Raw genomic sequence first — 22087 nt, forward strand, 5'->3', positions numbered from 1 at the left:
AAGCGGGGGGCCGACAGCGGGATCTCCATCCCGCCATCGGCCCCCCACAACCTCTTCACACGTACGTCGGAGCACGTGTGCCGAGCGCGTGCGTCAGATGCGCGCGAACGCGGCCTCGATGACGTCCAGGCCCTCGTTCAGCAGGTCCTCGCCGATGACCAGCGGCGGCAGGAAGCGCAGCACGTTGCCGTAGGTGCCGCAGGTCAGGACCAGCACGCCCTCCGCGTGGCAGGCCTTCGCCAGCGCGCCGGCGGCCTCCGGGTTCGGCTCCTTGGTCGCCGGGTCCTTGACCAGCTCGATGGCGATCATGGCGCCGCGGCCACGGATGTCACCGATGATCTCGTACTTCTCCTGCATGGCGGAGAGGCGGCCCTTCATGACCTCCTCGATGCGCTTCGCCTTGCCGTTGAGGTCGAGCTCCTTCATCGTCTCGATGGCACCGAGCGCACCGGCGCAGGCCACCGGGTTGCCGCCGTAGGTGCCGCCGAGGCCGCCGCCGTGCACGGAGTCCAGGATCTCGGCGCGGCCGGTGACGGCGGCGAGCGGCAGGCCGCCCGCGATGCCCTTGGCGGTCGTGATCAGGTCCGGGACGATGCCCTCGTCCTCGCACGCGAACCACTGGCCGGTGCGGCAGAAGCCGGACTGGATCTCGTCCGCGACGAAGACGATGCCGTTGTCGTTGGCGAACTTCACGATCGCCGGGAGGAAGCCCTTGGCCGGCTCGATGAAGCCGCCCTCACCGAGCACCGGCTCGATGATGATCGCGGCGACGTTCTCGGCGCCGATCTGCTTGGTGATCTGGTCGATCGCCTGCGCGGCGGCCTCGGGGCCGCAGTTCTCGGGCCCGGTCGGCCAGCGGTAGCCGTACGCCACCGGCACGCGGTAGACCTCGGGGGCGAACGGGCCGAAGCCGTGCTTGTACGGCATGTTCTTGGCGGTGAGCGCCATCGTCAGGTTCGTACGGCCGTGGTAGCCGTGGTCGAAGACGACGACGGCCTGGCGCTTGGTGTACGAACGGGCGATCTTGACCGCGTTCTCGACGGCCTCGGCACCGCTGTTGAACAGCGCGGACTTCTTGGCGTGGTCGCCCGGGGTCAGCTCGGCGAGCGCCTCGCAGACCTCGACGTAGCCCTCGTACGGCGTGACCATGAAGCAGGTGTGCGTGAACTGCTCCAGCTGGGCGCTCGCCCGCCGCACGACCGCCTCGGCGGACGCGCCGACGGACGTCACGGCGATGCCGGAACCGAAGTCGATCAGGCTGTTGCCGTCGACGTCCTCGATGACGCCGCCACCGGCGCGGGTGGTGAACACCGGCAGCACGGAGCCCACGCCGCCCGCGACCGCGGACAGACGGCGGGCCTGAAGCTCCTGCGACTTCGGGCCGGGAATGGCGGTGACGACGCGGCGCTCCTGCGGGATTTCGGTCATGCGGGGCTCCTGGGAAGGGGTCTTTCGGACGCTATTGCTCTTTCTTCCGCAGGCTAGGCGGGTGGAAGGGGTGGGGGCATGCGCCGATAGGGAGTGATGAAGGGCGTGTCGTTGTCCGCTGCGGACATAGGACCGCCGATCCGCGTCCCCGGAGGGGTCCGCCCACTAGATTGACAGGTGCACAGACGCGCGCGACCCGGCTGGTCAGGGGGCAGGGGTTCATGGACACCGACGGTACGTACGGCACGTACGGAACGCAGGGGGCACAGGGGACGCAAGGGGCGTCCGGCGGCGGCACCGCCGGCGCCCCCGCCGTACCGCCGCCCGCGCACCCGCCGCGGCCCGCGCACCCGCCCGCTGCGCCCACCGGCGGGGGCACCGGCGGCGTCGTCGCCTGGCTGCGCACCCCACGGCCGGACGCCGAACCCGGCGTGTGGCGGTTCGGGCACCGCCCCCGGCCCCAGGAGGAGCCCGAGGCCGTACCGGCCCGCCGCCTCTTCGCCGGCGCGCTCATCGCACTGCTCAGCGGCTGGCTCCTGTGGTCGCTGCTGTGGAACGGGTACTTGGGCTCCTACTGGGTCTGGCCCTTGGACGTGTTCACGCCAGTCTCCTGGCGAGGGAACGTGGCGCAGGTGTTCGCCTCCTACACCTACTACGCCTTCTGCCTGAGCCTGCTCGCGGTCGGCATGGGACGCGTCGGCGCCTGGAGTGAGATTTGGCACCGGTATGGCGTACCGCTGTGGCCGCTGTTCATCCTCGTGCCGAGTGTGTGGCGTGAGATGCCGCGCACGGTCTGGTGGCTGGAGTGGACGTCGAATCTCTACTACGTGGGGGTGACGGTCGCTGTCGTCGCAGTGGTCGGGAGGATCGGTACCTGGCCCGTGTTCGGGCGCCGGCGGACCGGACCGACGCCTGCGCAGGTCGAGCCGCAGGCCGACCCCGCCGACTGGCCCGAGCTGCGGGCCGCCGGGCTCGCCGAGGCCGCCGCGCGGCTCGCCGAGGCCACCCGCTCCGGCGCCCTCGGCGACGTCGACTACGCCCGCATCCGGCGCGCCTGGCAGGGCGTGCGGACGCACCCGGAGCGGCTCGCGGCCTTCGCCGACGCCGTACGGGCGCAGGGCGCCGCCGCCTGCGCGCACCCCTCGGGCGTGCGGGACCTGCCCGTCCGGACCGCCGTGCACGACCTGGCGACCGGGCAGGTGCGGATCGGCACCGCCGCGGACCACCCGCGCAACCCCTACGTGCGGCGGACCACCGGCGTCGCGCTGGAGCCCGGGGTGCTCGGCACCTCGCTGGTCGCGGTCGGGCCCGCCGGGTCCGGCAAGACCGTCCGGGTGATCCGGCCGGTGGTGGAGTCCCTGTGCCTCCAGGCCCTCGCCAACCGCGCCGCCGTCGTCGCGGTGACCGCCCAGGGCGCCGCCCTGGCGCCGGACGCCGCCTTCGACGTCGTCGTACGCGTCGGGCGCCCGGACTCCACGCACGACCTGGACCTGTACGGCGGCGCCGACGACCCCGACGAGGCCGCCCGCATGCTCGCCGAGGCGCTCGTCGGCGACCTCGTGCCGGACAGCCGCCGGGCGGCGACGGCGCTGGCCCAGCTCATCGGGCCGTACCGCGCCGCGTACGGCCACTTCCCGGCGGTGCCGGAGCTGCGCGAGCTGCTCGGCGGGGCGCCCGATGCGCTGGCCGCGCTGCGCGCGGCCGTCGCCGGCGACCCCGCGCAGCTGCGGGAGCTCGACGCCCGGGCGCGCCAGGCGGAGCGGGGCGACGACGTCGCGGTGCTGCTCGCGGAGCGGATCGCGTTCCTGGACCGGCCCGCGTTCGCCCGGTTCTTCCGCGGGGGCGGCGGAGGCAGCGGGGGCGGCGGGGGCCGCGGGAGCGCCACCCCGGCGTTCTCGCTGCGCGCCATCGAGCACCCGCTGCGCGTCCGCGTAGACCTGCCCGAGCGCGGGCACGCCGAGGCCTCCCGGATCGTGGCGCGGCTGCTGCTCGCGCAGTTCACCGAGGCGGCCCTCGCGCGCGGCGACCGGTCGCTCTTCGCCTGCCTGGTGCTGGACGACGCCACGTACACCGTCACCGCCGACTCCGTACGCGCCATCCAGCGGCTGCGCTCGGCCCACGCCGGTGTCGTCCTGGCGCTGCGCACCCTGGAGGACGTACCCGAGGCGCTGCGCGGGCCGCTGCTGGGCGCGGTGGGGTGCCGGATGGCGTTCGCGGGGCTCGCGGCGTGGGACGGGGGCCGGTTCGCGGAGACCTGGGGCACGGAGTGGGTGCAGACCCGGGACGTGACCAACCGGCAGATCATCGCGGAGGAGCCGCTCACCAAGGCGCTGCACTTCCTGCGCCGCCTGGTGACCGGCAAGGCCGCGACGGCCGAGGCGGTCACGGTGCGGGAGGTGGAGCGGCAGCGCTGGTCCGCCTCGGACCTCGCCCACGCGGTGCCGCCCGGGCATGCCGTACTGTCCCTGACAGGCGTCCGAGGGGAACACACCCCTCCGCTTCTGGTCGATCTGCGCACGTAAGACGGTTGTCATACGTGCTGGCAGAATTGAAGGGAGCCGTTCATACGGGACGGCGAAAATCCCTCCTCGAAAGTCCGACGGTTCCGCCATGCCGCTCACGCTCGCCTCGCTCGTCCAGCACTCGGCGCTGAAGCTCACCGTCCGCGCCGGGGAGGACCGCCTCGACACGCCCGTCCGCTGGGCGCACGTCAGCGAGCTCGCCGACCCCGTCCCGTACATGGAGGGCGGCGAGCTGCTCCTGGTCACCGCGATGAAGCTGGACGCCGGGAACCGCGAGGCCATGGGCCGCTACGTGAAGCGGCTGGCCGACGCGGGCGTGGTCGGCCTCGGCTTCGCGGTCGGCGTCAACTACGACCAGATCCCCGACGCGCTGCTGGAAGCGGCGCGCGAGGCCGACCTGCCCCTGCTGGAGGTGCCGCGCCGCACGCCGTTCCTCGCCATCTCCAAGGCGGTCTCCGCGGCGCTGGCGGCCGACCAGTACCGGGCCGTGACGGCCGGCTTCGAGGCACAGCGCGAGATGACGCGGGCGGCGCTCGCGGAGGGCCCCGCGGCGGTCGTGGCGCGGCTCGCCTCGCACGTCGACGGCTGGGCCGCGCTGTACGACGCCTCCGGCCAGGTCCTCGCAGCGGCGCCCGACTGGGCCGCCCGGCGCGCGGCCCGGCTGACCGCGGACGTCGAGCGGCTGCGGGAGCGGTCGGCCCCGGCGAGCGCGGTCGTCGGCGGCACCGACGACCGGGTGGAGCTCCAGTCGCTCGGCACGGGGCGGCGCGTGCGCGGCGCGCTGGCCGTCGGCACGGGCGCCCCGCTCGGCACGGCGGAGCGGTACGCCGTCCACTCCGCCATCGCCCTGCTCACCCTCACCACCGAACGCTCCCGCTCCCTCCAGGCCGCCGAGCAGCGGCTCGGCGCGGCCGTGCTGCGGATGATGCTCGCGGGCCAGCCGGACCACGCCCGGGCGGTCGCGGGCGACCTGTACGGCGGGATCCTGGACGCTCCGTTCCGGCTGCTGATCGCCGAACCGGCCGGCGACCGCGACCCGGGCGCGGAGCCCGCCCTCACCACGCTCGCCGAGACCCTGGAGACGGCCGCCGCCCGCACCGGCGAGACGGTGCTGACGGTGCCGGAGGGCGAGGAGCGGCTGGTGGTGCTCGCGGCCGACGGGGGAGCGGTGGCCGCCGCGTGCGACGCGTACGCCGAGAAGGAGGCGGAGGACGCCGGGCTGGTGATCGGCCTGTCCGCCCCGACGGGCCCGACGGCCGCCGCCTCCGCGTACAAGCAGGCGGAGCAGGCCCTCTCGGTGGCCCGCCGCCGCGGCCGCGCGCTCGTCGAGCACGAGGAGCTGGCCGCCGGCTCGGTGCTCCCGCTGCTGGCCGACGACGCCGTACGCGCCTTCGCCGACGGCCTGCTCCGCGCGCTGCACGAACACGACGCGACCGGCCGCGGAGACCTGGTCGCCTCGCTGCGCGCCTGGCTCTCCCGCCACGGCCAGTGGGACGCGGCGGCGGCGGACCTCGGCGTCCACCGCCACACGCTGCGCTACCGCATGCGCCGCGTCGAGGAGATCCTGGGCCGCTCCCTGGACGACCCGGACGCGCGCATGGAGCTGTGGCTCGCCCTCAAGGCCACGGGCGAGGCCCCGGCGCCCCGCTGACGCTTCCGCTGATTCGTTTCAGCGCGCCGCGGCCGCCTGCTCGCCGCCGCGCACCACGCCTGGCCCGGCGTCACCTACGTACCGCTCGCGGGGGCCGCCCCCCTCGGCTGCGGCCTGGTGTGGCGTGCCGCGCACGCCACCGGCGCGGTGCGGGAGTTCGTCCGTACCGCCCGGGAGCTGGTGACGACCGCGCATCAGCCCGCGAGGGGCGGGAATCCGGCCAACAGCCCGTATCCTGCCCGGAATCGGGCAGATTTCTTGATGGCGGGCCCTGGGAATCCATAACCTCCAGTGCATGACAAGCCCCGCCGTCGATCCGGCCGCCGCAGGCACCACCCCACCCCCGACCCCTCCGTCCGGCCGCCCCCGCATCGGCGGTGCCGTCTGGGCCGCGCTCGCGATCGTGTACCTCGTGTGGGGCTCCACCTACCTCGGCATCCGGGTCGTCGTCGAGACCATGCCCCCGTTCCTCTCCGCCGGCGCCCGGTTCGTCGTCGCCGGCGTGCTGCTCGCCGCGCTCCTCGCGTGGCGGCACGGCCTCGGCGTGCTCAAGGTGACCCGCGCGCAGCTCGCCTCCACCGCCGTCGTCGGGCTGCTGCTGCTCCTCGGCGGCAACGGCCTCGTCGTCCTCGCCGAGACCTCCGTGCCGTCCGGCCTCGCCGCGCTGCTCGTCGCCGTCGTGCCCGCCTGGGTCGTCCTGCTGCGCACCGCGGCCGGCGAGCGCCCGGGCCCCGGCGCGTACGCCGGCGTGCTGCTCGGCCTCGCCGGGCTCGCGATCCTCACGCTCCCCGGCCTCAGCGGCGACGTACGCATCGGGGGCGTGCTCACGGTGATCGCGGCCGCCCTCCTGTGGTCCGTCGGCTCCTTCTCCTCCTCCCGCCTGCGGATGCCGAAGAACCCCTTCACCACCAGCGCGTACGAGATGGTCGCCGGCGGCCTCGCCTGCCTCGCGCTCGGGCTCGTCCGCGGCGAGCACCACGGCCTCGACCCGGCCGCCGTCTCGGCCCGGTCCTGGACCGCCTTCGCCTACCTCGTCCTCTTCGGCTCGGTGATCGGCTTCACCGCGTACGCCTGGCTCCTGCACGCCGCCCCGCTGTCGCTCGTCGCGACGTACGCGTACGTCAACCCCGTCGTGGCCGTCGCCCTCGGCGCGCTGGTCCTGGGCGAGGCCGTGACCTGGCCCATCGCCCTCGGTGGCGCGATCGTCGTGGCGGGCGTGTGCCTCATCGTGAGCACGGAGCGCCGCCCGGGAAGCCCCGCGCGCCGGCCGTAACGTACGGAACGGCGAAACCGGCTCCCCGCACCACTCCATCCCGGACAAACCACGGCCCGGCCGCCCGGCCCTACCGTGTGAACAGAACGCAGAACCCCCCATCCTCCGCACAGCTTCGAAAGGGCCGGGATCGCACATGACTGCCACCGCCTTCTGGCTCGCCGGCCGCCAGGCCACCGGCGAGACCACCTTCGACGTCACCTCCCCGTGGGACGGCCGCCTCGTCGGCCAGGTCAGCGTTCCCACCGAGGCCCAGGTCGAAGAGGCCGTGGCCGCCGCGCACGCGGTCGTCGACGAGTTCGCCGCGACCCCCGCCCACGTCCGCGCCGCCGCCCTGGACCACGTGTCCAAGCGCCTCGCCGAGCGCACCGAGGAGATCGCCCAGCTGATCTCCGCCGAGAACGGCAAGCCGATCAAGTGGGCCCGCGGAGAGGTCGGCCGCGCGGTGTCCGTGTTCCGCTTCGCCGCCGAGGAGGCCCGCCGCTTCAACGGCGGCGAGGCCCAGCGCCTCGACACCGACGGCGGTGGCGTCGGCCGCCTGGCCCTGACCCGCCGCTTCCCCAAGGGCGTCGTCCTCGGCATCGCGCCGTTCAACTTCCCGCTGAACCTGTGCGCCCACAAGGTCGCCCCGGCCATCGCCGTCGGCGCCCCCATCATCCTCAAGCCCGCCCCGGCCACCCCGCTCTCCGGCCTGATCCTGGGCGAGCTCCTCGCCGAGACGGACCTGCCGGCCGGCTCCTGGTCGGTCCTGCCCGTCCTGAACGAGGCCATGCCCGCCCTGGTCAAGGACGAGCGCCTGCCGGTGATCTCCTTCACCGGCTCCGACAAGGTCGGCTACGCCATCCAGGAGTCGGTGCCGCACAAGCACTGCACCCTGGAGCTCGGCGGCAACGCCGCGGCCGTCGTCCTCGCCGACTGGGCCTCCGAGGAGGACCTGGACTGGGCGGCGACCCGCATCGCCACCTTCTCGAACTACCAGGGCGGCCAGTCCTGCATCTCCGTGCAGCGCGTGATCGCCGACGCGTCGGTCTACGACCGGCTCGTCCCGAAGGTCGTCGCCGCCGTCGAGGCGCAGGGCACCGGTGACCCGTCCGACGACACCACCGACGTCGGCCCGCTGGTCAGCGAGGACGCCGCCAAGCGCGTCGAGTCCTGGGTCGACGAGGCCGTCAAGGGCGGCGCCACGCTGCTCACCGGCGGCAAGCGCGAGGGCGCGACCTACGCCCCGACCGTCCTGGCCGACCTGCCCGCCGACACCACCCTCGCCTGCGAGGAGGTCTTCGGCCCGGTCCTGACCCTGCACAAGGTCGACGGCGAGGCCGCCGCCTTCGCCGAGGTCAACAACTCCAAGTTCGGCCTCCAGACCGGCGTCTTCACGCACGACCTGCAGACCGCCTTCCGCGCCCACCGCGCTCTGGAGGTCGGCGGCGTGGTCGTCGGCGACGTCCCGTCCTACCGCGCCGACCAGATGCCGTACGGCGGCGTCAAGCAGTCGGGCGTCGGCCGCGAGGGCGTGCGGTACGCGATGGACGACTACACGTACGAGCGGGTGCTGGTCCTCACGGGCCTGGCGCTGTAACAGCCCGTCACTCGTACGGCCCAGACCGGCGGCCGGAGCCCACTGTGCGGGGGCTCCGGCCGCCTTTCTTCATCCGGGCGCTGACCAGGAAAGACGGCAAGATCGCGACTCCCTGCTGAGCAGGCGCGGGAACACCGTGGGATCACCCGTACGTGTCCGGACCCACACGGGCGGGGTGCGTCCGGACACGGGGTCGGGCAGCTGTGCACAGGCGGTCGCGGCGTCCCGCTCGAAAGCCAGGTCGTCGCGATATAACAGCACGGTCGTTCGTGCTATTGTCTCGACTCCTTGAAGCCGACGGAGGAGTACAGGACATGGACCGCACCACGGCAGTGGCCGGCGTCGCCCTCAACAGCGTCTCCCGCATCTCCGGCCGGGTGGCCGGCGCGGGCGCCTTCACCCTGCTCCACATGCCGCTCGCGCGTAGCAGGGTGCGCGGCGAGGAGCGCGACGTGCTCGCCACGGCGCACACGGAGCGGGTGACGGCCGGCGGCAAGTCCGTGGTGACCTACCGGTGGGGGAGCGGCGAACGGCCCGTGCTGCTGGTCCACGGCTGGCAGTCCCGCGGCTCACGGTTCTCCGCCTTCGTGTCCGAGCTCCTCGCCCGCGGCCGCAGCGTCCTCACCTTCGACGCGCCCGGCCACGGCGACTCCGGTGGACGTAGTGCCACCATCCTCGACTACCGCGATGTCATCTCCGGGCTGCACGACCGGTACGGACCGTTCGACGGCCTCATCGCGCACTCCCTGGGCTGCCTCGCCTCCTTCTACAGCCTCCAGAACGGCGTCACGGCCAAGCGCGTGGTCGCGATGAGCGGTGTCTGCGACTTCGACTACTCCCTCGACGTGTTCTGCACCACCCTCGAACTCCGCCCGCAGCTGCGCAGGCGGCTCACCGAGCGGATCGGGCGGAAGCTGTTCCCCGGCGACCCCGCCGACCGCATGCCGTTCTCGGCGACGTACGCCGCCGCCGACGTGCCGGCGCCGGTCCTCGTCATCCACGACCAGGACGACGAGCGGATCGAGGTGGCGCAGTCCCGCCGACTCGTCGGCGCGTTCGGCACGCAGGCGCACCTGATCGTCACCCAGGGCCTCGGCCACCGCAGGATCCTCTGCGATCCCGAAGTCGTCCGTGCCGCCGCGGACTTCGTGGAACACGGCTCGATCAGCGAGATCCAGGCCGCGACCGCGCCCGTGTCCTCACCAAACTGACCGCACGAGCGTCCACTTAACCGGATACACTGTCCGCTTCAGGAGCACACGGGGGCCGGCACGAGAGATACGGAGGCGCGACTATGGCACCGTCACACACCGACGGTCGGATCGCGCGCGGGAACCAGACACGGAAGCTGGTTCTCGAGCGCAGCGTCGCGATCGCATCCGTCGAGGGCTTGGAATGCCTGTCCCTCGGGCGGCTCGCGGGTGAACTCAAGCTGAGCAAGAGCGGTGTGTTCGCCCTGTTCGGTTCCAAGGAGGACCTCCAGCTCGCCACCGTGCGCGCGGCCATCGAGGTCTATCTCGAGCACGTAGTGCAGCCGGCACGGGACCTCCCCCCGGGTCTCGGGCGCCTCTGGAGCGTCTGCACCAACTGGATCATCTACTCGCGTGAGCGCGTCTTCCCGGGCGGCTGCTTCTTCTACTCCGTCTCCGCCGAGTACGACGCCCGCGAGGGCAAGGTCCACGACACGGTCGCCGCCGCCCGGGCCAACTGGCTGGCCTTCCTGGAACAGACGGTGCGCGAGGCCCAGGTGGCGGGAGAGGTCGAGCACGGAATCGACGTCCCGCAACTGGTCTTCGAGGTGGTCGCGCTCCTGGAGACGGCCAACGCCGAATCCGTCCTGCACGACGACTACACCAGTTACGACAAGGCAGCCAAGGGCATCCTCAACCGTCTCCGCGACGTGGCCACGGACCCGTCGCTGCTGCCCGACACCCCTTGAGCGCCGCCCACGGTCCCCCGGACCGCGGGCCCGGCCAGGAGAGAGAGCATGGCATTCGATCCGCAGTTCCAGGCCGTGTACGACCGGCGGGCCGCTGAGGGCGGGCGGCCGCTGTACACGATGACCCTGGCCGAGGCCCGCGCCGCCGACCTCGCCGCCATCCGGGCCGGTGCGGGCACGCCCGAGCCCGTAGCGCGGGTGTTCGACTCCTCGTTACCCGGTCCGGGCGGCCCCCTGCCGATCCGCGTCTACGGGCCCGAGGCACCCGGACCGCTCCCGGTGCTCGTCTACTTCTTCGGCGGCGGCTGGACCCTGGGCGGCCTCGACACCGGCGACGCGGTCTGCCGGGCGCTGACCAACGCCGCCGGTTGTCTGACGATCGCCGTGGGCTACCGGCTCGCGCCGGAGCACAAGTTCCCGGCCGCCGCGGACGACTGCTGGGCCGGGGTGCGGTGGGTCGCCGAGCACGCGGACCGGTTCGGCGGAGACCCCACCCGTATCGCCGTCGGCGGCGACAGCGCGGGCGGCAACCTGGCCGCCGGAGTCGCGCTGCGTGCGCGGGACGCCGGCGGCCCCGGCCTCACCTGCCAGCTGCTCGTCTACCCCAACACCGACTACCTCGCCGACACGGCCTCCCGGCGGGAGAGCACCGACCCGCTGCTCTTCAACGACAAGTCGGTGCAGTGGTACTGGGACAACTACCTGCGGAGCCCCGAGGACGGCATCCATCCGCTCGCCTCCCCGCTCCGGGCCGCCGACCACACCGGACTGGCACCCGCCCTGGTCATCACGGCCGAGTACGACCCCCTCCGGGACGAGGGCGAACAGTACGCCGACCGGCTCCGCGCCGACGGCGTCCCGGTCGAGGTGACCCGCTATCCGGGGGTCGCGCACGGCTTCTTCACGATGGCGGGAAGCCTCGACGCCTCCCGCCGTGCCCTCGGGCAGGCCGCCGCGTACCTGCGGGCGGCCTTCGCCGGAGCCGGGGCAGACGCCCTCGACGAGTGACCGTCACCACCGGGTGCCAGGAGGCGCCGCCGCTCACCCTGCGGGCCCTGTGCGCTGGTTTTGCCGATATATAAACTCCTCGCGCTGCGCGTCCCGGAGGGGGAGCGGCGAACCGGCCCCGACGCGCTGTTCGCCCCCGCGCTGATCGCCGCCTCCGGCGCCGGTCCGCTGGGCCTCGCCCTGGCGGCCCTCGGCAGGGCGCCCGACTGGACCCCGCCGGTGCCGTCCACCTCACGACTCACCGGAAGCCGCTCCTGATCGCACGCAGGAAGAGGTGTTCGACGGCCGCTCTGGACACGATCAACGGCGACGCGCCGAGCGCTGTGGACCAGCAGTCACGCGAGCGGAGAGATGCGGAGAGATGCGGGCAGATGAGTGAAAACGAGGGCGGATGCGGCCACCCCCCTGTACAGGTCACAGAGATGCCGCAGATCAGAGGCGGTCTGACGACCGCACGGTACGGGGGCTCCGGCCGCCTTTTCGTCTGTGCCGGAATCGGGTAGGTACGGTCGAGTAACCGGTCGGCCCGAGCACCGGCCGGCCGCCCCCGACTGCGGCGAGGTGAGCCCACCATGTCCGGCCCCCACCACAAGCCCAAGGTCTCCGAGCGCGAAGCCCGCCAGGTCGCCGAGGCCGCCCGCGAACAGGACTGGCGCAAGCCCAGCTTCGCCAAGGAGCTGTTCCTCGGCCGTTTCCGGCTCGACCTCATCCACCCGCACCCGCTCCCGCCCGACGAGGACGTCCAGCGCGGGGAGCAGTTCCTCGCCAAACTGCGGGACTTCTGCGAGACGAAGATCGACGGCGCGCTGATCGAGCGCGAGGCCCGCATCCCCGACGCCGTGATCGACGGGCTCAAGGAGCTCGGCGCCCTCGGCATGAAGATCGACCCCAAGTACGGCGGCCTCGGGCTCACCCAGGTGTACTACAACAAGGCCCTGGCCCTGGTCGGCTCCGTCAGCCCGGCCGTCGGCGCCCTGCTCTCCGCGCATCAGTCGATCGGCGTACCGCAGCCGCTGAAGATCTTCGGCACCGCCGAGCAGAAGGAGACCTTCCTCCCGAGGCTCGCCCGCACCGACATCTCCGCCTTCCTCCTCACCGAGCCCGACGTCGGCTCCGACCCGGCGCGCCTCGCCACCACCGCCGTCCCCGACGGCGACGAGTACGTCCTCGACGGCGTGAAGCTGTGGACCACCAACGGCGTCGTCGCCGACCTGCTCGTCGTCATGGCCCGCGTACCGAAGTCCGAGGGCCACAAGGGCGGCATCACCGCCTTCGTCGTCGAGGCCCAGTCGCCCGGCATCACCGTCGAGAACCGCAACGCCTTCATGGGCCTGCGGGGCCTGGAGAACGGCGTCACCCGCTTCCACCAGGTCCGCGTCCCCGCCGCCAACCGCATCGGCCCCGAGGGCGCCGGTCTGAAGATCGCGCTGACCACCCTCAACACCGGGCGCCTCTCGCTGCCCGCGATGTGCGTGGGCGCCGGGAAGTGGTGCCTGAAGATCGCCCGCGAGTGGTCCGGCGTACGCGAGCAGTGGGGCAAGCCCGTCGCCCTCCACGAGGCGGTCGGCTCCAAGATCTCCTTCATCGCCGCCACCACCTTCGCCCTCGAAGCCGTCGTCGACCTCTCCAGCCAGATGGCCGACGAGGACCGCAACGACATCCGCATCGAGGCGGCCCTCGCCAAGCTGTACGGCTCCGAGATGGCCTGGCTCATGGCCGACGAACTGGTCCAGATCCGCGGCGGCCGCGGCTTCGAGACCGCCGACTCCCTCGCCGCCCGCGGCGAGCGCCCCGTCCCGGCCGAGCAGCTCCTGCGCGACCTGCGCATCAACCGCATCTTCGAGGGCTCGACCGAGATCATGCACCTGCTGATCGCCCGCGAGGCCGTCGACGCCCACCTCGCGGTCGCCGGCGACATCATCGACCCCGACAAGACGCTCGGCGACAAGGCGAAGGCGGGCGTCCAGGCGGGCGCCTTCTACGCCCGCTGGCTGCCCAAGCTCGTCGCCGGCCCCGGCCAGCTGCCGCGCTCGTACGCCGAGTTCCACCCCGCCGGCCACCCGGACCTCGCCGCCCACCTCCGCTACGTCGAACGCACCTCCCGCAAGCTGGCCCGCTCCACCTTCTACGCCATGTCCCGCTGGCAGGGCCGCATGGAGACCAAGCAGGGCTTCCTCGCCCGGATCGTCGACATCGGCGCCGAGCTCTTCGCCATGAGCGCCGCGTGCGTCCGGGCCGAGCTGCTGCGCTCCGCCGACGAGCACGGCCGCGAGGCGTACCAGCTCGCGGACGCGTTCTGCCGCCAGTCCCGCATCCGCGTCGAGGAGCTCTTCGGCCGGCTCTGGCACAACACCGACGACCTGGACCGCAAGGTCGTCCAGGGCGTGCTGTCGGGCACGTACACCTGGCTGGAGGAGGGCGTCCTCGACCCCAGCGGCGACGGCCCCTGGATCGCCGACGCGACCCCCGGCCCCTCGGCCAGGGAGAACGTCCACCGCCCGATCCGCTGACCCGCCGGTTTCGGCCCCCGGGCCCGCCCCGGCACGTCCGGCACCCATAATCGAGCCGCGATCACCACGATCTCGACGACGAACGGGAGCACGGATGTACGGGGCGGGAAAGCGGTACGGACGGACCGGGCGCGTCGCCGCCGCGCTCGGCGGCATGCTCCTGCTGGCCGGGTGCGGCGCGGGGGAGCCCGACGACCCCAAGGCCAAGCCCTCCGCGCGTGCGAAAGCCCCCGCGCCCCTCACCGAGGCCCAGCTGACCGCCGCCACCTTCGCCGGGGACGAGAAGGCCGGCGCGTACACCACGAGCCCCTACCGGGTCGGTGAAGCGCCCTTCAGCGACCACTACACCGCCGCCCCGGCCGTCTGCCAGCCGCTCGTCAGCCTCGCCAAGGGCGCGACCGCCCACGACCCCGTCGCCGAAGTGCACCGCGACCTCTCCGCCGACGGCGGGCCGCGCTCCGTCCAGGTGACCGTCCAGCTCCGCTCGTACGCGGCCGCGGACGCCACCGCCGTCATGGCCACCCTCGGCAAGGCGGGCACCGCCTGCGCGGCCGGCTTCACCGAGCAGCGGACCCTCGCCGAGGGGCGCTACCTGAAGGTGGAGCCGGTGAAGGCGCCCGCCGTCGGCGACGAGGCGAAGGCGTTCCGCTTCACCCTCCAGGACGTCAAGAACAAGGACCTCAGGCTGTACGAGTACCTCACCGTCGTCCGCTCCGGCTCCACCACCCTCGCCTTCCGCGCCGAGGTCCTCGACACCAAGGACTTCGGCGGCGTCCCGCAGGAGGTCGTCACCGCCCAGTGGGAGAAGTTCCAGGCGGCCACGGGCGGCGGCGCGTAGGGGCGCGGTCCTGGCACCCGCCCGTTGCGGCAAGAATGGGGGCATGAGCGACAGCCCATCTCCCCTCGCAGACCCGCACATCGCCTTCGATCCGGCCGAAGGCCGCCGGGACATCGTCGTCCTCGGCTCCACCGGGTCCATCGGTACGCAGGCCATCGACCTGGTCCTGCGCAACCCCGACCGGTTCCGTGTCACGGCCCTGTCCGCCGCGGGCGGCCGGGCCGGGCTCCTCGCCGAGCAGGCGCACCGGCTGCGGGTCCGCACGGTGGCCGTGGCGCGTGAGGACGCGGTCCCGGCGCTGCGGGAGGCGCTCACCGAGCTGTACGGCTCGGAGCCGCTGCCGGAGATCCTCGCCGGTCCGGACGCCGCCACCCAGGTCGCGGCCTCCCCCTGCCACACGGTGCTCAACGGCATCACCGGCTCCATCGGCCTCGCGCCCACCCTCGCCGCCCTCGAAGCGGGCCGCACCCTCGCCCTCGCCAACAAGGAGTCGCTCATCGTCGGCGGGCCGCTGGTCAAGGCGCTCGCCAAGCCGGGCCAGATCATCCCGGTCGACTCGGAGCACGCCGCGCTCTTCCAGGCGCTCGCCGCCGGCACCCGCGCCGACGTCCGCAAGCTCGTCGTCACCGCCTCGGGCGGCCCCTTCCGCGGCCGTACGAAGGCGGAGCTGGCCCACGTGACCCGCGAGGACGCCCTCGCGCACCCCACCTGGGCCATGGGGCCGGTCATCACGGTCAACAGCGCCACCCTGGTCAACAAGGGCCTGGAGGTCATCGAGGCGCACCTGCTCTACGACATCCCCTTCGACCGCATCGAGGTCGTCGTGCACCCCCAGTCGTACGTTCACTCGATGGTGGAGTTCACGGACGGCTCGACCCTCGCCCAGGCGACCCCGCCGGACATGCGCGGGCCCATCGCCATCGGGCTGGGCTGGCCCGAGCGCGTCCCGGACGCGGCCCCCGCCTTCGACTGGTCCACGGCCTCCACCTGGGAGTTCTTCCCGCTGGACACCGAGGCGTTCCCCTCCGTCGGCCTCGCCCGGCACGTCGGCGAGCTCGGCGGCACGGCCCCGGCGGTCTTCAACGCCGCGAACGAGGAGTGCGTCGCGGCGTTCCTCGACGGCCGGCTGCCCTTCACGGGGATCATGGACACGGTCACCGCGGTCGTCGCGGAACACGGCACACCCGGTACGGGAACCTCCCTGACGGTGCCGGACGTCCTGGAGGCGGAGACCTGGGCCCGCGCCCGGGCCCGTGAACTGGCGGAGAAAACCATGGCGGAGGCTCGCGCATGACGATCCTGTTGACGATTCTCGGCATCGCGGTCTTCGCCGTCGGCCTGCTCGTCTCCATCGCCTGGCACGAGCTCGGCCACCTCACCACGGCCAAGATGTTCGGCATCCGCGTCCCGCAGTACATGGTCGGCTTCGGCCCCACCCTCTGGTCGCGGCAGAAGGGCGAGACCGAGTACGGCATCAAGGCCATCCCCGCCGGCGGCTACATCCGCATGATCGGAATGTTCCCGCCCGGCGACGACGGCCGGATCGAGGCGCGCTCCACCTCACCCTTCCGGGGCATGATCGAGGACGCCCGCTCGGCGGCGTACGAGGAGCTCCGGCCGGGCGACGAGACGCGGTTGTTCTACACGCGCGCGCCGTGGAAGCGCGTCATCGTGATGTTCGCGGGCCCCTTCATGAACCTGGTGCTCGCCGTCGCGATCTTCGTGGGCGTCTGCATGACCTTCGGCATGCAGAAGCAGACCACCGAGGTCGCCGGGGTCCAGAAGTGCGTCATCCAGCAGAGCGAGGACCGGCGGAAGTGCGCCGAGGGCGACCCGGTCTCGCCCGGCCAGGCGGCCGGCCTCAAGGTGGGCGACCGGATCGTCGCCTTCAACGGCGACCCCGTCCACGACTGGCCCACGCTCTCCGAGCGCATCCGCTCCACCATCGGCCCGGCCACCGTCACCGTCGTGCGCGACGGCCAGGAGGTGGTCCTGCACCCCAAGCTCATCGAGAACACGGTGATGGCCAAGGACGCCGACGGCGAGGTGATCGCCGAGAAGTACGTCCGGGCCGGCTACCTCGGCTTCGAGGCGCGGACCGTGATCGAGCCGCTCACCTTCGGCGAGTCCGTGTCCCGCATGGGCGACATGATCGAGGACGGCGTGGACTCCGTCATCGCCCTGCCGTCGAAGATCCCCGACCTGTGGGACGCGGCCTTCGGCGACGGCGAGCGCAAGGCCGACTCCCCGGTGGGCGTGGTCGGCGCCGCCCGGATCAGCGGCGAGGTGATGAACCTCGACATCCCGGCGCCCAACATCGTGGCGACGCTCCTGCTGACCCTGGCGATGTTCAACCTCTCGCTGTTCCTCTTCAACATGCTGCCGCTGCTGCCGCTGGACGGCGGGCACATCGCCGGCGCCCTGTGGGAGTCCCTGCGCCGCACCGTGGCCAAGGTCTTCCGGCGCCCCGACCCGGGGCCGTTCGACGTGGCGAAGCTGATGCCGGTGGCGTACGTCGTGGCGGGCATCTTCATCTGCTTCACGCTGCTCGTGCTGGTCGCGGACATCGTGAACCCGGTGAAGATCTCCTAGCCGTCGGCGGCCGGCGGGCCGGCCCCGTTTGAGTGGGTACAGCCGTGCGAGTGGGATGGGCGGCCGGACACCCCGTGGTGTCCGGCCCCTTCACCCCGGGGCTGTAACCTCAAACCTGGAGCCCGCCGATCTCGGGACCTCGATCCACACCTTGGGGTTGCACACCAGATGACCGCGATTTCTCTCGGTATCCCGTCCGTTCCCACCAAGCTCGCCGACCGGCGTACGTCGCGGCAGATCATGGTGGGCAGCGTCCCGGTCGGCGGCGACGCCCCGGTCTCGGTGCAGTCGATGACGACCACCCGGACGTCCGACATCGGCGCCACGCTGCAGCAGATCGCCGAGCTGACGGCCTCGGGCTGCCAGATCGTCCGTGTGGCCTGCCCCACGCAGGACGACGCGGACGCGCTGCCGGTGATCGCGAAGAAGTCGCAGATCCCGGTCATCGCGGACATCCACTTCCAGCCCAAGTACGTCTTCGCGGCGATCGACGCGGGCTGCGCGGCGGTCCGCGTGAACCCCGGCAACATCAAGCAGTTCGACGACAAGGTCAAGGAGATCGCGAAGGCCGCCGGTGACGCCGGTGTGCCCATCCGGATCGGCGTGAACGCGGGCTCGCTGGACCGTCGCCTGCTCCAGAAGTACGGCAAGGCCACCCCCGAGGCACTGGTCGAGTCGGCGCTGTGGGAGGCCTCCCTCTTCGAGGAGCACGGCTTCCGCGACATCAAGATCTCCGTCAAGCACAACGACCCGGTCGTGATGATCGCCGCCTACCGCCAGCTGGCCGCGGCCTGCGACTACCCGCTGCACCTGGGTGTGACCGAGGCGGGCCCGGCGTTCCAGGGCACGATCAAGTCGGCCGTCGCCTTCGGCGCGCTGCTGAGCGAGGGCATCGGCGACACCATCCGCGTCTCGCTGTCCGCGCCGCCGGCCGAGGAGGTCAAGGTCGGCATCCAGATCCTGGAGTCGCTGAACCTCCGCCAGCGCCGCCTGGAGATCGTCTCCTGCCCGTCCTGCGGCCGCGCCCAGGTGGACGTCTACAAGCTGGCGGACGAGGTCACGGCGGGCCTGGAGGGCATGGAGGTCCCGCTGCGCGTCGCGGTCATGGGCTGCGTCGTCAACGGCCCCGGCGAGGCGCGCGAGGCGGACCTCGGCGTCGCCTCCGGCAACGGCAAGGGCCAGATCTTCGTCAAGGGCGAGGTCATCAAGACCGTGCCGGAGTCGAAGATCGTCGAGACCCTCATCGAAGAGGCCCTGAAGATCGCCGAGCAGATGGAGAAGGACGGCATCGCCTCCGGCGAGCCCACCGTCTCGGTCGCCGGCTGACGCCACCGTACGTACGCCGACAAGCACGCTGACGAGCACGTCGACAAGCACACCGACCAGCACGCCGACGAGCCCCGCCGCACCCCCGGCGGGGCTCGTCGCCGTCCCGGCCGTCCTGCCACTCCTCCCGCGCCGCCAGGTACAGTGCCAGGACCCTGTCGGAACACGGTGAGGCCCCCTCGTGCTGACGCAGACCACCACCCGGGTCCTCGAACCCGGCGACCTCGGCGCCGCGCTCGCCATCCTGGAGAGCGACCCCGTCCAGAACGCGTTCGTCACCGCACGCGTGCGGGCGGCCGGGCTCGACCCGTGGCGCCTCGGCGGCGAGATGTGGGGCTGGTACGCCGACGGGCGGCTCACCTCGCTGTGCTACTCCGGCGCCAACCTCGTCCCCATCTGCGCCGGCCCCGAGGCCGTCCGCGCCTTCGCCGACCGCGCCCGCCGCGCCGGGCGGCGCTGCTCCTCCATCGTCGGCCCCGCGGAACCGACCGCCCAGCTGTGGCGGCTGCTCGAACCGAGCTGGGGCCCGGCCCGCGACGTCCGCCCCCACCAGCCGCTCATGGTCACCGAGCGGCCCTCGCCGGACATCGACCCCGACCCGCTCGTCCGCCGCGTCCGCAAGGACGAGATGGACGTGATCATGCCGGCGTGCGTGGCGATGTTCACCGAGGAGGTCGGCATCTCGCCGATCGCCGGCGACGGCGGACTCCTCTACCAGGCGCGCGTCGCCGAGCTCGTCGGCGCGGGCCGCGCCTTCGCCCGCGTCGAGGACGGCAAGGTCGTCTTCAAGGCCGAGATCGGCGCCGCCACCCCGCAGGCCTGCCAGATCCAGGGCGTCTGGGTCGCCCCCGAACACCGCGGCCGCGGCCTGTCCGAGACCGGCATGGCGGCCGTCCTGCGCTACGCCCTCGCCGACGTCGCACCGGTCGTCTCCCTGTACGTCAACGACTACAACACCCCCGCCCGGGCCGCCTACCGCCGCGTCGGCTTCCGCGAGGTCGGGGCCTTCATGAGCGTCCTGTTCTGAGGCTAGGGTTCGCCCATGGAAGACGTGGATGACGTGGATGGCGTGTGGGACGCGGACGACGTCGACGGCGTCGCGGTCGGGCCGGTCGACCTCGCCGCCCGCGTGGACGCGGCCCTCGCCGTGCAGGCCCTCGCCTTCGGACTGAGCGAGGACGAGATCGGCGTACGCCGCCACATCGTGCTGCGCCACCTGCTCTGCCCCGGCGCCACCTCCTACGGCGCGACCACGCCCGACGGGCGGCTCGTCGGCTTCGTGTACGGGATGCCCAACGACCGCGCCCACTGGTGGTCGACGGTCGTCCAGCCCTACCTCGTCCGCGAGGGCAACGAGGGCTGGCTCGACGACTCCTTCGTCATCACCGAGCTCCACGTCCACCCCGCGTACCAGGGCCGGGGCATCGGCCGCGAGCTGATCACCACCATCACGGACGCCGCCGCGCAGCCGCGCTCGATCCTCTCCGCCATCGACACGGAGAGCCCGGCACGGATGCTCTACCGCTCCCTCGGCTACCACGACCTCGCGCGCAGGGTCCACTTCCCGAGCGCCGCGCGGCCCTACGCGGTGATGGGCGCGCCGCTCCCGCTGCGGCGGCGCGGCGACGCCCCGCGCGGGAACTGATTTCCGCCGGGCGGGGGCCCACGGCTAACCTCCTAGCCATCACACTTTTCACCGCAGGAGAGTTCCCCATGGCCCAGGTCCAGCGCATGTCCCGGTTGATGGTCAAGACACTGCGCGACGACCCGGCGGACGCCGAGACGCTCAGCCACAAACTGCTCGTCCGCGCCGGTTACGTACGCCGCAACGCCGCGGGCATCTGGTCGTGGCTGCCGCTCGGCATGAAGGTCCTGGAGAACGTCGCCCGCGTCGTCCGCGAGGAGATGGACGCGATCGGCGGCCAGGAGGTGCTCCTGCCGGCCCTGCTGCCCAAGGAGCCCTACGAGGCGACGGGCCGCTGGAACGAGTACGGCGCGGAGCTGTTCCGCCTCAAGGACCGCAAGGGCGGCGACTACCTGCTCGGCCCGACGCACGAGGAGATCTTCACGCTCCTCGTCAAGGACCAGTGCACGTCCTACAAGGACCTGCCGGTGATCCTGTACCAGATCCAGACCAAGTACCGCGACGAGGCGCGTCCGCGCTCCGGCATCCTGCGCGGCCGCGAGTTCCAGATGAAGGACTCGTACTCCTTCGACACCACCGACGAGGGCCTGGCCGAGTCGTACCGCCTGCACCGCGAGGCGTACATCAAGATCTTCACGCGCCTCGGCCTGGAGCACAAGATCGTCTCGGCGGTCTCGGGCGCCATGGGCGGCTCCGCCTCCGAGGAGTTCCTGGCCCCGGCCGCCGCCGGTGAGGACACCTTCGTCTACTGCCCCTCCTGCGACTACGCCGCCAACACCGAGGCCGTCACGCACCCGCTGACGCCCGTCGACGGCTCGGCGCACGGCCCGCTGGAGGAGATGGACACCCCCGACACGCCGACCATCGAGACGCTCGCCGCGCACCTGGACGTCCCGGCCGCCGCGACGCTGAAGAACCTGCTGGTCAAGGTCGACGGCGAGATCGTCGCCGTGGGCGTCCCCGGCAACCGCGACGTCGACCTCGGCAAGCTGGAGGACCACCTCGCCCCGGCCACCGTCGAGCTCGTCACCGCCGAGGACTTCACCGGCCGCCCCGAACTCGTCCGCGGCTACATCGGCCCCCAGGGCCTCGACAAGGTCCGCTACATCGCCGACCCGCGCGTGGCCCCCGGCACCGCCTGGATCACCGGCGCCAACAAGCCCGGCAAGCACGCGCGGAACGTCGTCGTGGGCCGCGACTTCGAGGTCGACCAGTACCTGGACGTCGTCGAGGTCGAGGACGGCGACCCGTGCCCCAGCTGCGGCACCGGCCTGAAGATGGACCGCGCCATCGAGATCGGCCACATCTTCCAGCTCGGCCGCAAGTACGCCGACGCCCTCCAGCTCGACGTCCTCGGCCAGAACGGCAAGCCCGTCCGCGTCACGATGGGCTCGTACGGCATCGGCGTCTCCCGCGCCGTCGCCGCCCTCGCCGAGCAGCACGCCGACGAGCAGGGCCTGTGCTGGCCCCGCGAGATCGCCCCGGCCGACGTCCACGTCGTCGCGGCGGGCAAGGCCCTCCAGACGGAGCTCGCGCTCGACGTCGCCGGGAAGCTCGGCGAGGCGGGCCTGCGGGTCCTGGTCGACGACCGGGCCGGCGTCTCGCCGGGCGTGAAGTTCACGGACGCCGAGCTCATCGGCGTGCCGAAGATCCTCGTGGCGGGCCGCCGCTCCGGCGAGGGCGTCCTGGAGCTGAAGGACCGCCGCACGGGCGAGCGCGAGGAGCTCACGGTCGACGAGGCGATCGCCCGCCTCTCCGCGTAAGCAGGGCTTGCGG

At 72.7% G+C, this 22087-nt stretch carries 17 protein-coding genes; 16 read left to right on the plus strand and 1 reads right to left on the minus strand.

The window, feature by feature from the left end; all coding sequences use genetic code 11:
- Positions 1–93: 93 nt before the first annotated feature.
- Positions 94–1428 (minus strand): 4-aminobutyrate--2-oxoglutarate transaminase, encoded by a 1335-nt coding sequence (gene gabT / locus ACZ42X_RS07830; RefSeq protein ID WP_468285421.1) that lies wholly within the window; start codon positions 1426–1428, stop codon positions 94–96.
- Positions 1429–1649: 221 nt separating this feature from the next.
- Between gabT and ACZ42X_RS07835 the strand changes: the two genes are divergently transcribed.
- From ACZ42X_RS07835 to ACZ42X_RS07910, 16 genes are all read left to right on the plus strand, one after another.
- Positions 1650–3950: an ATP/GTP-binding protein gene (locus tag ACZ42X_RS07835; RefSeq protein WP_468285424.1), complete on the plus strand. Its 2301-nt coding sequence runs from the start codon at positions 1650–1652 to the stop codon at positions 3948–3950.
- An 88-nt stretch (positions 3951–4038) separates the two neighbouring features.
- Complete coding sequence (locus ACZ42X_RS07840; RefSeq protein WP_468285427.1) at positions 4039–5601, plus strand: PucR family transcriptional regulator; 1563 nt, start codon at positions 4039–4041, stop codon at positions 5599–5601.
- A 295-nt stretch (positions 5602–5896) separates the two neighbouring features.
- The gene (locus ACZ42X_RS07845; RefSeq protein WP_468285429.1) at positions 5897–6874 is read left to right on the plus strand and encodes an EamA family transporter; all 978 of its coding nucleotides are present in this window, start codon (positions 5897–5899) and stop codon (positions 6872–6874) included.
- A 136-nt stretch (positions 6875–7010) separates the two neighbouring features.
- A complete protein-coding gene (locus ACZ42X_RS07850; RefSeq protein ID WP_361427972.1) occupies positions 7011–8453 on the plus strand; it encodes an aldehyde dehydrogenase family protein in 1443 nt (480 codons plus the stop codon).
- Between the two features lie 314 nt (positions 8454–8767).
- Positions 8768–9664 carry an alpha/beta hydrolase gene (locus ACZ42X_RS07855; protein ID WP_468285432.1) on the plus strand — a complete coding sequence of 299 codons (897 nt, stop codon included), beginning with the start codon at positions 8768–8770 and terminating at the stop codon, positions 9662–9664.
- Positions 9665–9747: 83 nt separating this feature from the next.
- On the plus strand, positions 9748–10392 hold the full coding sequence (locus tag ACZ42X_RS07860; RefSeq protein ID WP_468285433.1) for a TetR/AcrR family transcriptional regulator: 645 nt from the start codon (positions 9748–9750) through the stop codon (positions 10390–10392).
- Between the two features lie 48 nt (positions 10393–10440).
- Positions 10441–11400 (plus strand): alpha/beta hydrolase, encoded by a 960-nt coding sequence (locus ACZ42X_RS07865; protein ID WP_468285436.1) that lies wholly within the window; start codon positions 10441–10443, stop codon positions 11398–11400.
- A 60-nt stretch (positions 11401–11460) separates the two neighbouring features.
- Positions 11461–11658 carry a hypothetical protein gene (locus ACZ42X_RS07870; RefSeq protein WP_468285438.1) on the plus strand — a complete coding sequence of 66 codons (198 nt, stop codon included), beginning with the start codon at positions 11461–11463 and terminating at the stop codon, positions 11656–11658.
- 314 nt (positions 11659–11972) lie between these two features.
- On the plus strand, positions 11973–13910 hold the full coding sequence (locus tag ACZ42X_RS07875) for an acyl-CoA dehydrogenase family protein (protein ID WP_468285441.1): 1938 nt from the start codon (positions 11973–11975) through the stop codon (positions 13908–13910).
- A gap of 94 nt (positions 13911–14004) precedes the next feature.
- Entirely contained in the window at positions 14005–14748 is a 744-nt protein-coding gene (locus tag ACZ42X_RS07880; RefSeq protein ID WP_468285444.1) for a hypothetical protein, read from the plus strand.
- A 43-nt stretch (positions 14749–14791) separates the two neighbouring features.
- Positions 14792–16042 carry a 1-deoxy-D-xylulose-5-phosphate reductoisomerase gene (gene dxr, locus ACZ42X_RS07885; protein ID WP_468285446.1) on the plus strand — a complete coding sequence of 417 codons (1251 nt, stop codon included), beginning with the start codon at positions 14792–14794 and terminating at the stop codon, positions 16040–16042.
- On the plus strand, positions 16039–17340 hold the full coding sequence (locus ACZ42X_RS07890; protein ID WP_468285449.1) for a M50 family metallopeptidase: 1302 nt from the start codon (positions 16039–16041) through the stop codon (positions 17338–17340). The genes dxr and ACZ42X_RS07890 overlap by 4 nt, the downstream gene beginning before the upstream one ends.
- Positions 17341–17508: 168 nt before the next feature.
- Positions 17509–18666, plus strand: coding sequence for a flavodoxin-dependent (E)-4-hydroxy-3-methylbut-2-enyl-diphosphate synthase (gene ispG / locus ACZ42X_RS07895; protein ID WP_468285452.1), 1158 nt, complete (start codon positions 17509–17511; stop codon positions 18664–18666).
- A gap of 181 nt (positions 18667–18847) precedes the next feature.
- Complete coding sequence (locus tag ACZ42X_RS07900) at positions 18848–19693, plus strand: GNAT family N-acetyltransferase (RefSeq protein ID WP_361429153.1); 846 nt, start codon at positions 18848–18850, stop codon at positions 19691–19693.
- A 15-nt stretch (positions 19694–19708) separates the two neighbouring features.
- Positions 19709–20311, plus strand: a complete 603-nt coding sequence (locus tag ACZ42X_RS07905; RefSeq protein WP_468285456.1) for a GNAT family N-acetyltransferase — start codon at positions 19709–19711, stop codon at positions 20309–20311.
- Between the two features lie 68 nt (positions 20312–20379).
- Positions 20380–22074, plus strand: coding sequence for a proline--tRNA ligase (locus ACZ42X_RS07910; protein ID WP_468285459.1), 1695 nt, complete (start codon positions 20380–20382; stop codon positions 22072–22074).
- Positions 22075–22087 lie beyond the last annotated feature (13 nt).

This window comes from Streptomyces sp. NPDC030862 (assembly GCF_055571835.1).

Excerpts from the sequence above, each read along its gene's own strand:
- ACZ42X_RS07875 (WP_468285441.1), top strand. The coding sequence starts at position 11,973 with ATGTCCGGCCCCCACCACAAGCCCAAGGTCTCCGAGCGCGAAGCCCGC.
- ACZ42X_RS07840 (WP_468285427.1), top strand. The coding sequence starts at position 4,039 with ATGCCGCTCACGCTCGCCTCGCTCGTCCAGCACTCGGCGCTGAAGCTC.
- ACZ42X_RS07860 (WP_468285433.1), top strand. The coding sequence starts at position 9,748 with ATGGCACCGTCACACACCGACGGTCGGATCGCGCGCGGGAACCAGACA.
- ACZ42X_RS07845 (WP_468285429.1), top strand. The coding sequence starts at position 5,897 with ATGACAAGCCCCGCCGTCGATCCGGCCGCCGCAGGCACCACCCCACCC.
- ACZ42X_RS07890 (WP_468285449.1), top strand. The coding sequence starts at position 16,039 with ATGACGATCCTGTTGACGATTCTCGGCATCGCGGTCTTCGCCGTCGGC.
- dxr (WP_468285446.1), top strand. The coding sequence starts at position 14,792 with ATGAGCGACAGCCCATCTCCCCTCGCAGACCCGCACATCGCCTTCGAT.
- ACZ42X_RS07855 (WP_468285432.1), top strand. The coding sequence starts at position 8,768 with ATGGACCGCACCACGGCAGTGGCCGGCGTCGCCCTCAACAGCGTCTCC.
- ACZ42X_RS07835 (WP_468285424.1), top strand. The coding sequence starts at position 1,650 with ATGGACACCGACGGTACGTACGGCACGTACGGAACGCAGGGGGCACAG.
- ACZ42X_RS07880 (WP_468285444.1), top strand. The coding sequence starts at position 14,005 with ATGTACGGGGCGGGAAAGCGGTACGGACGGACCGGGCGCGTCGCCGCC.
- gabT (WP_468285421.1), bottom strand. The coding sequence starts at position 1,428 with ATGACCGAAATCCCGCAGGAGCGCCGCGTCGTCACCGCCATTCCCGGC.
- ACZ42X_RS07910 (WP_468285459.1), top strand. The coding sequence starts at position 20,380 with ATGGCCCAGGTCCAGCGCATGTCCCGGTTGATGGTCAAGACACTGCGC.
- ACZ42X_RS07905 (WP_468285456.1), top strand. The coding sequence starts at position 19,709 with ATGGAAGACGTGGATGACGTGGATGGCGTGTGGGACGCGGACGACGTC.
- ispG (WP_468285452.1), top strand. The coding sequence starts at position 17,509 with ATGACCGCGATTTCTCTCGGTATCCCGTCCGTTCCCACCAAGCTCGCC.
- ACZ42X_RS07865 (WP_468285436.1), top strand. The coding sequence starts at position 10,441 with ATGGCATTCGATCCGCAGTTCCAGGCCGTGTACGACCGGCGGGCCGCT.
- ACZ42X_RS07850 (WP_361427972.1), top strand. The coding sequence starts at position 7,011 with ATGACTGCCACCGCCTTCTGGCTCGCCGGCCGCCAGGCCACCGGCGAG.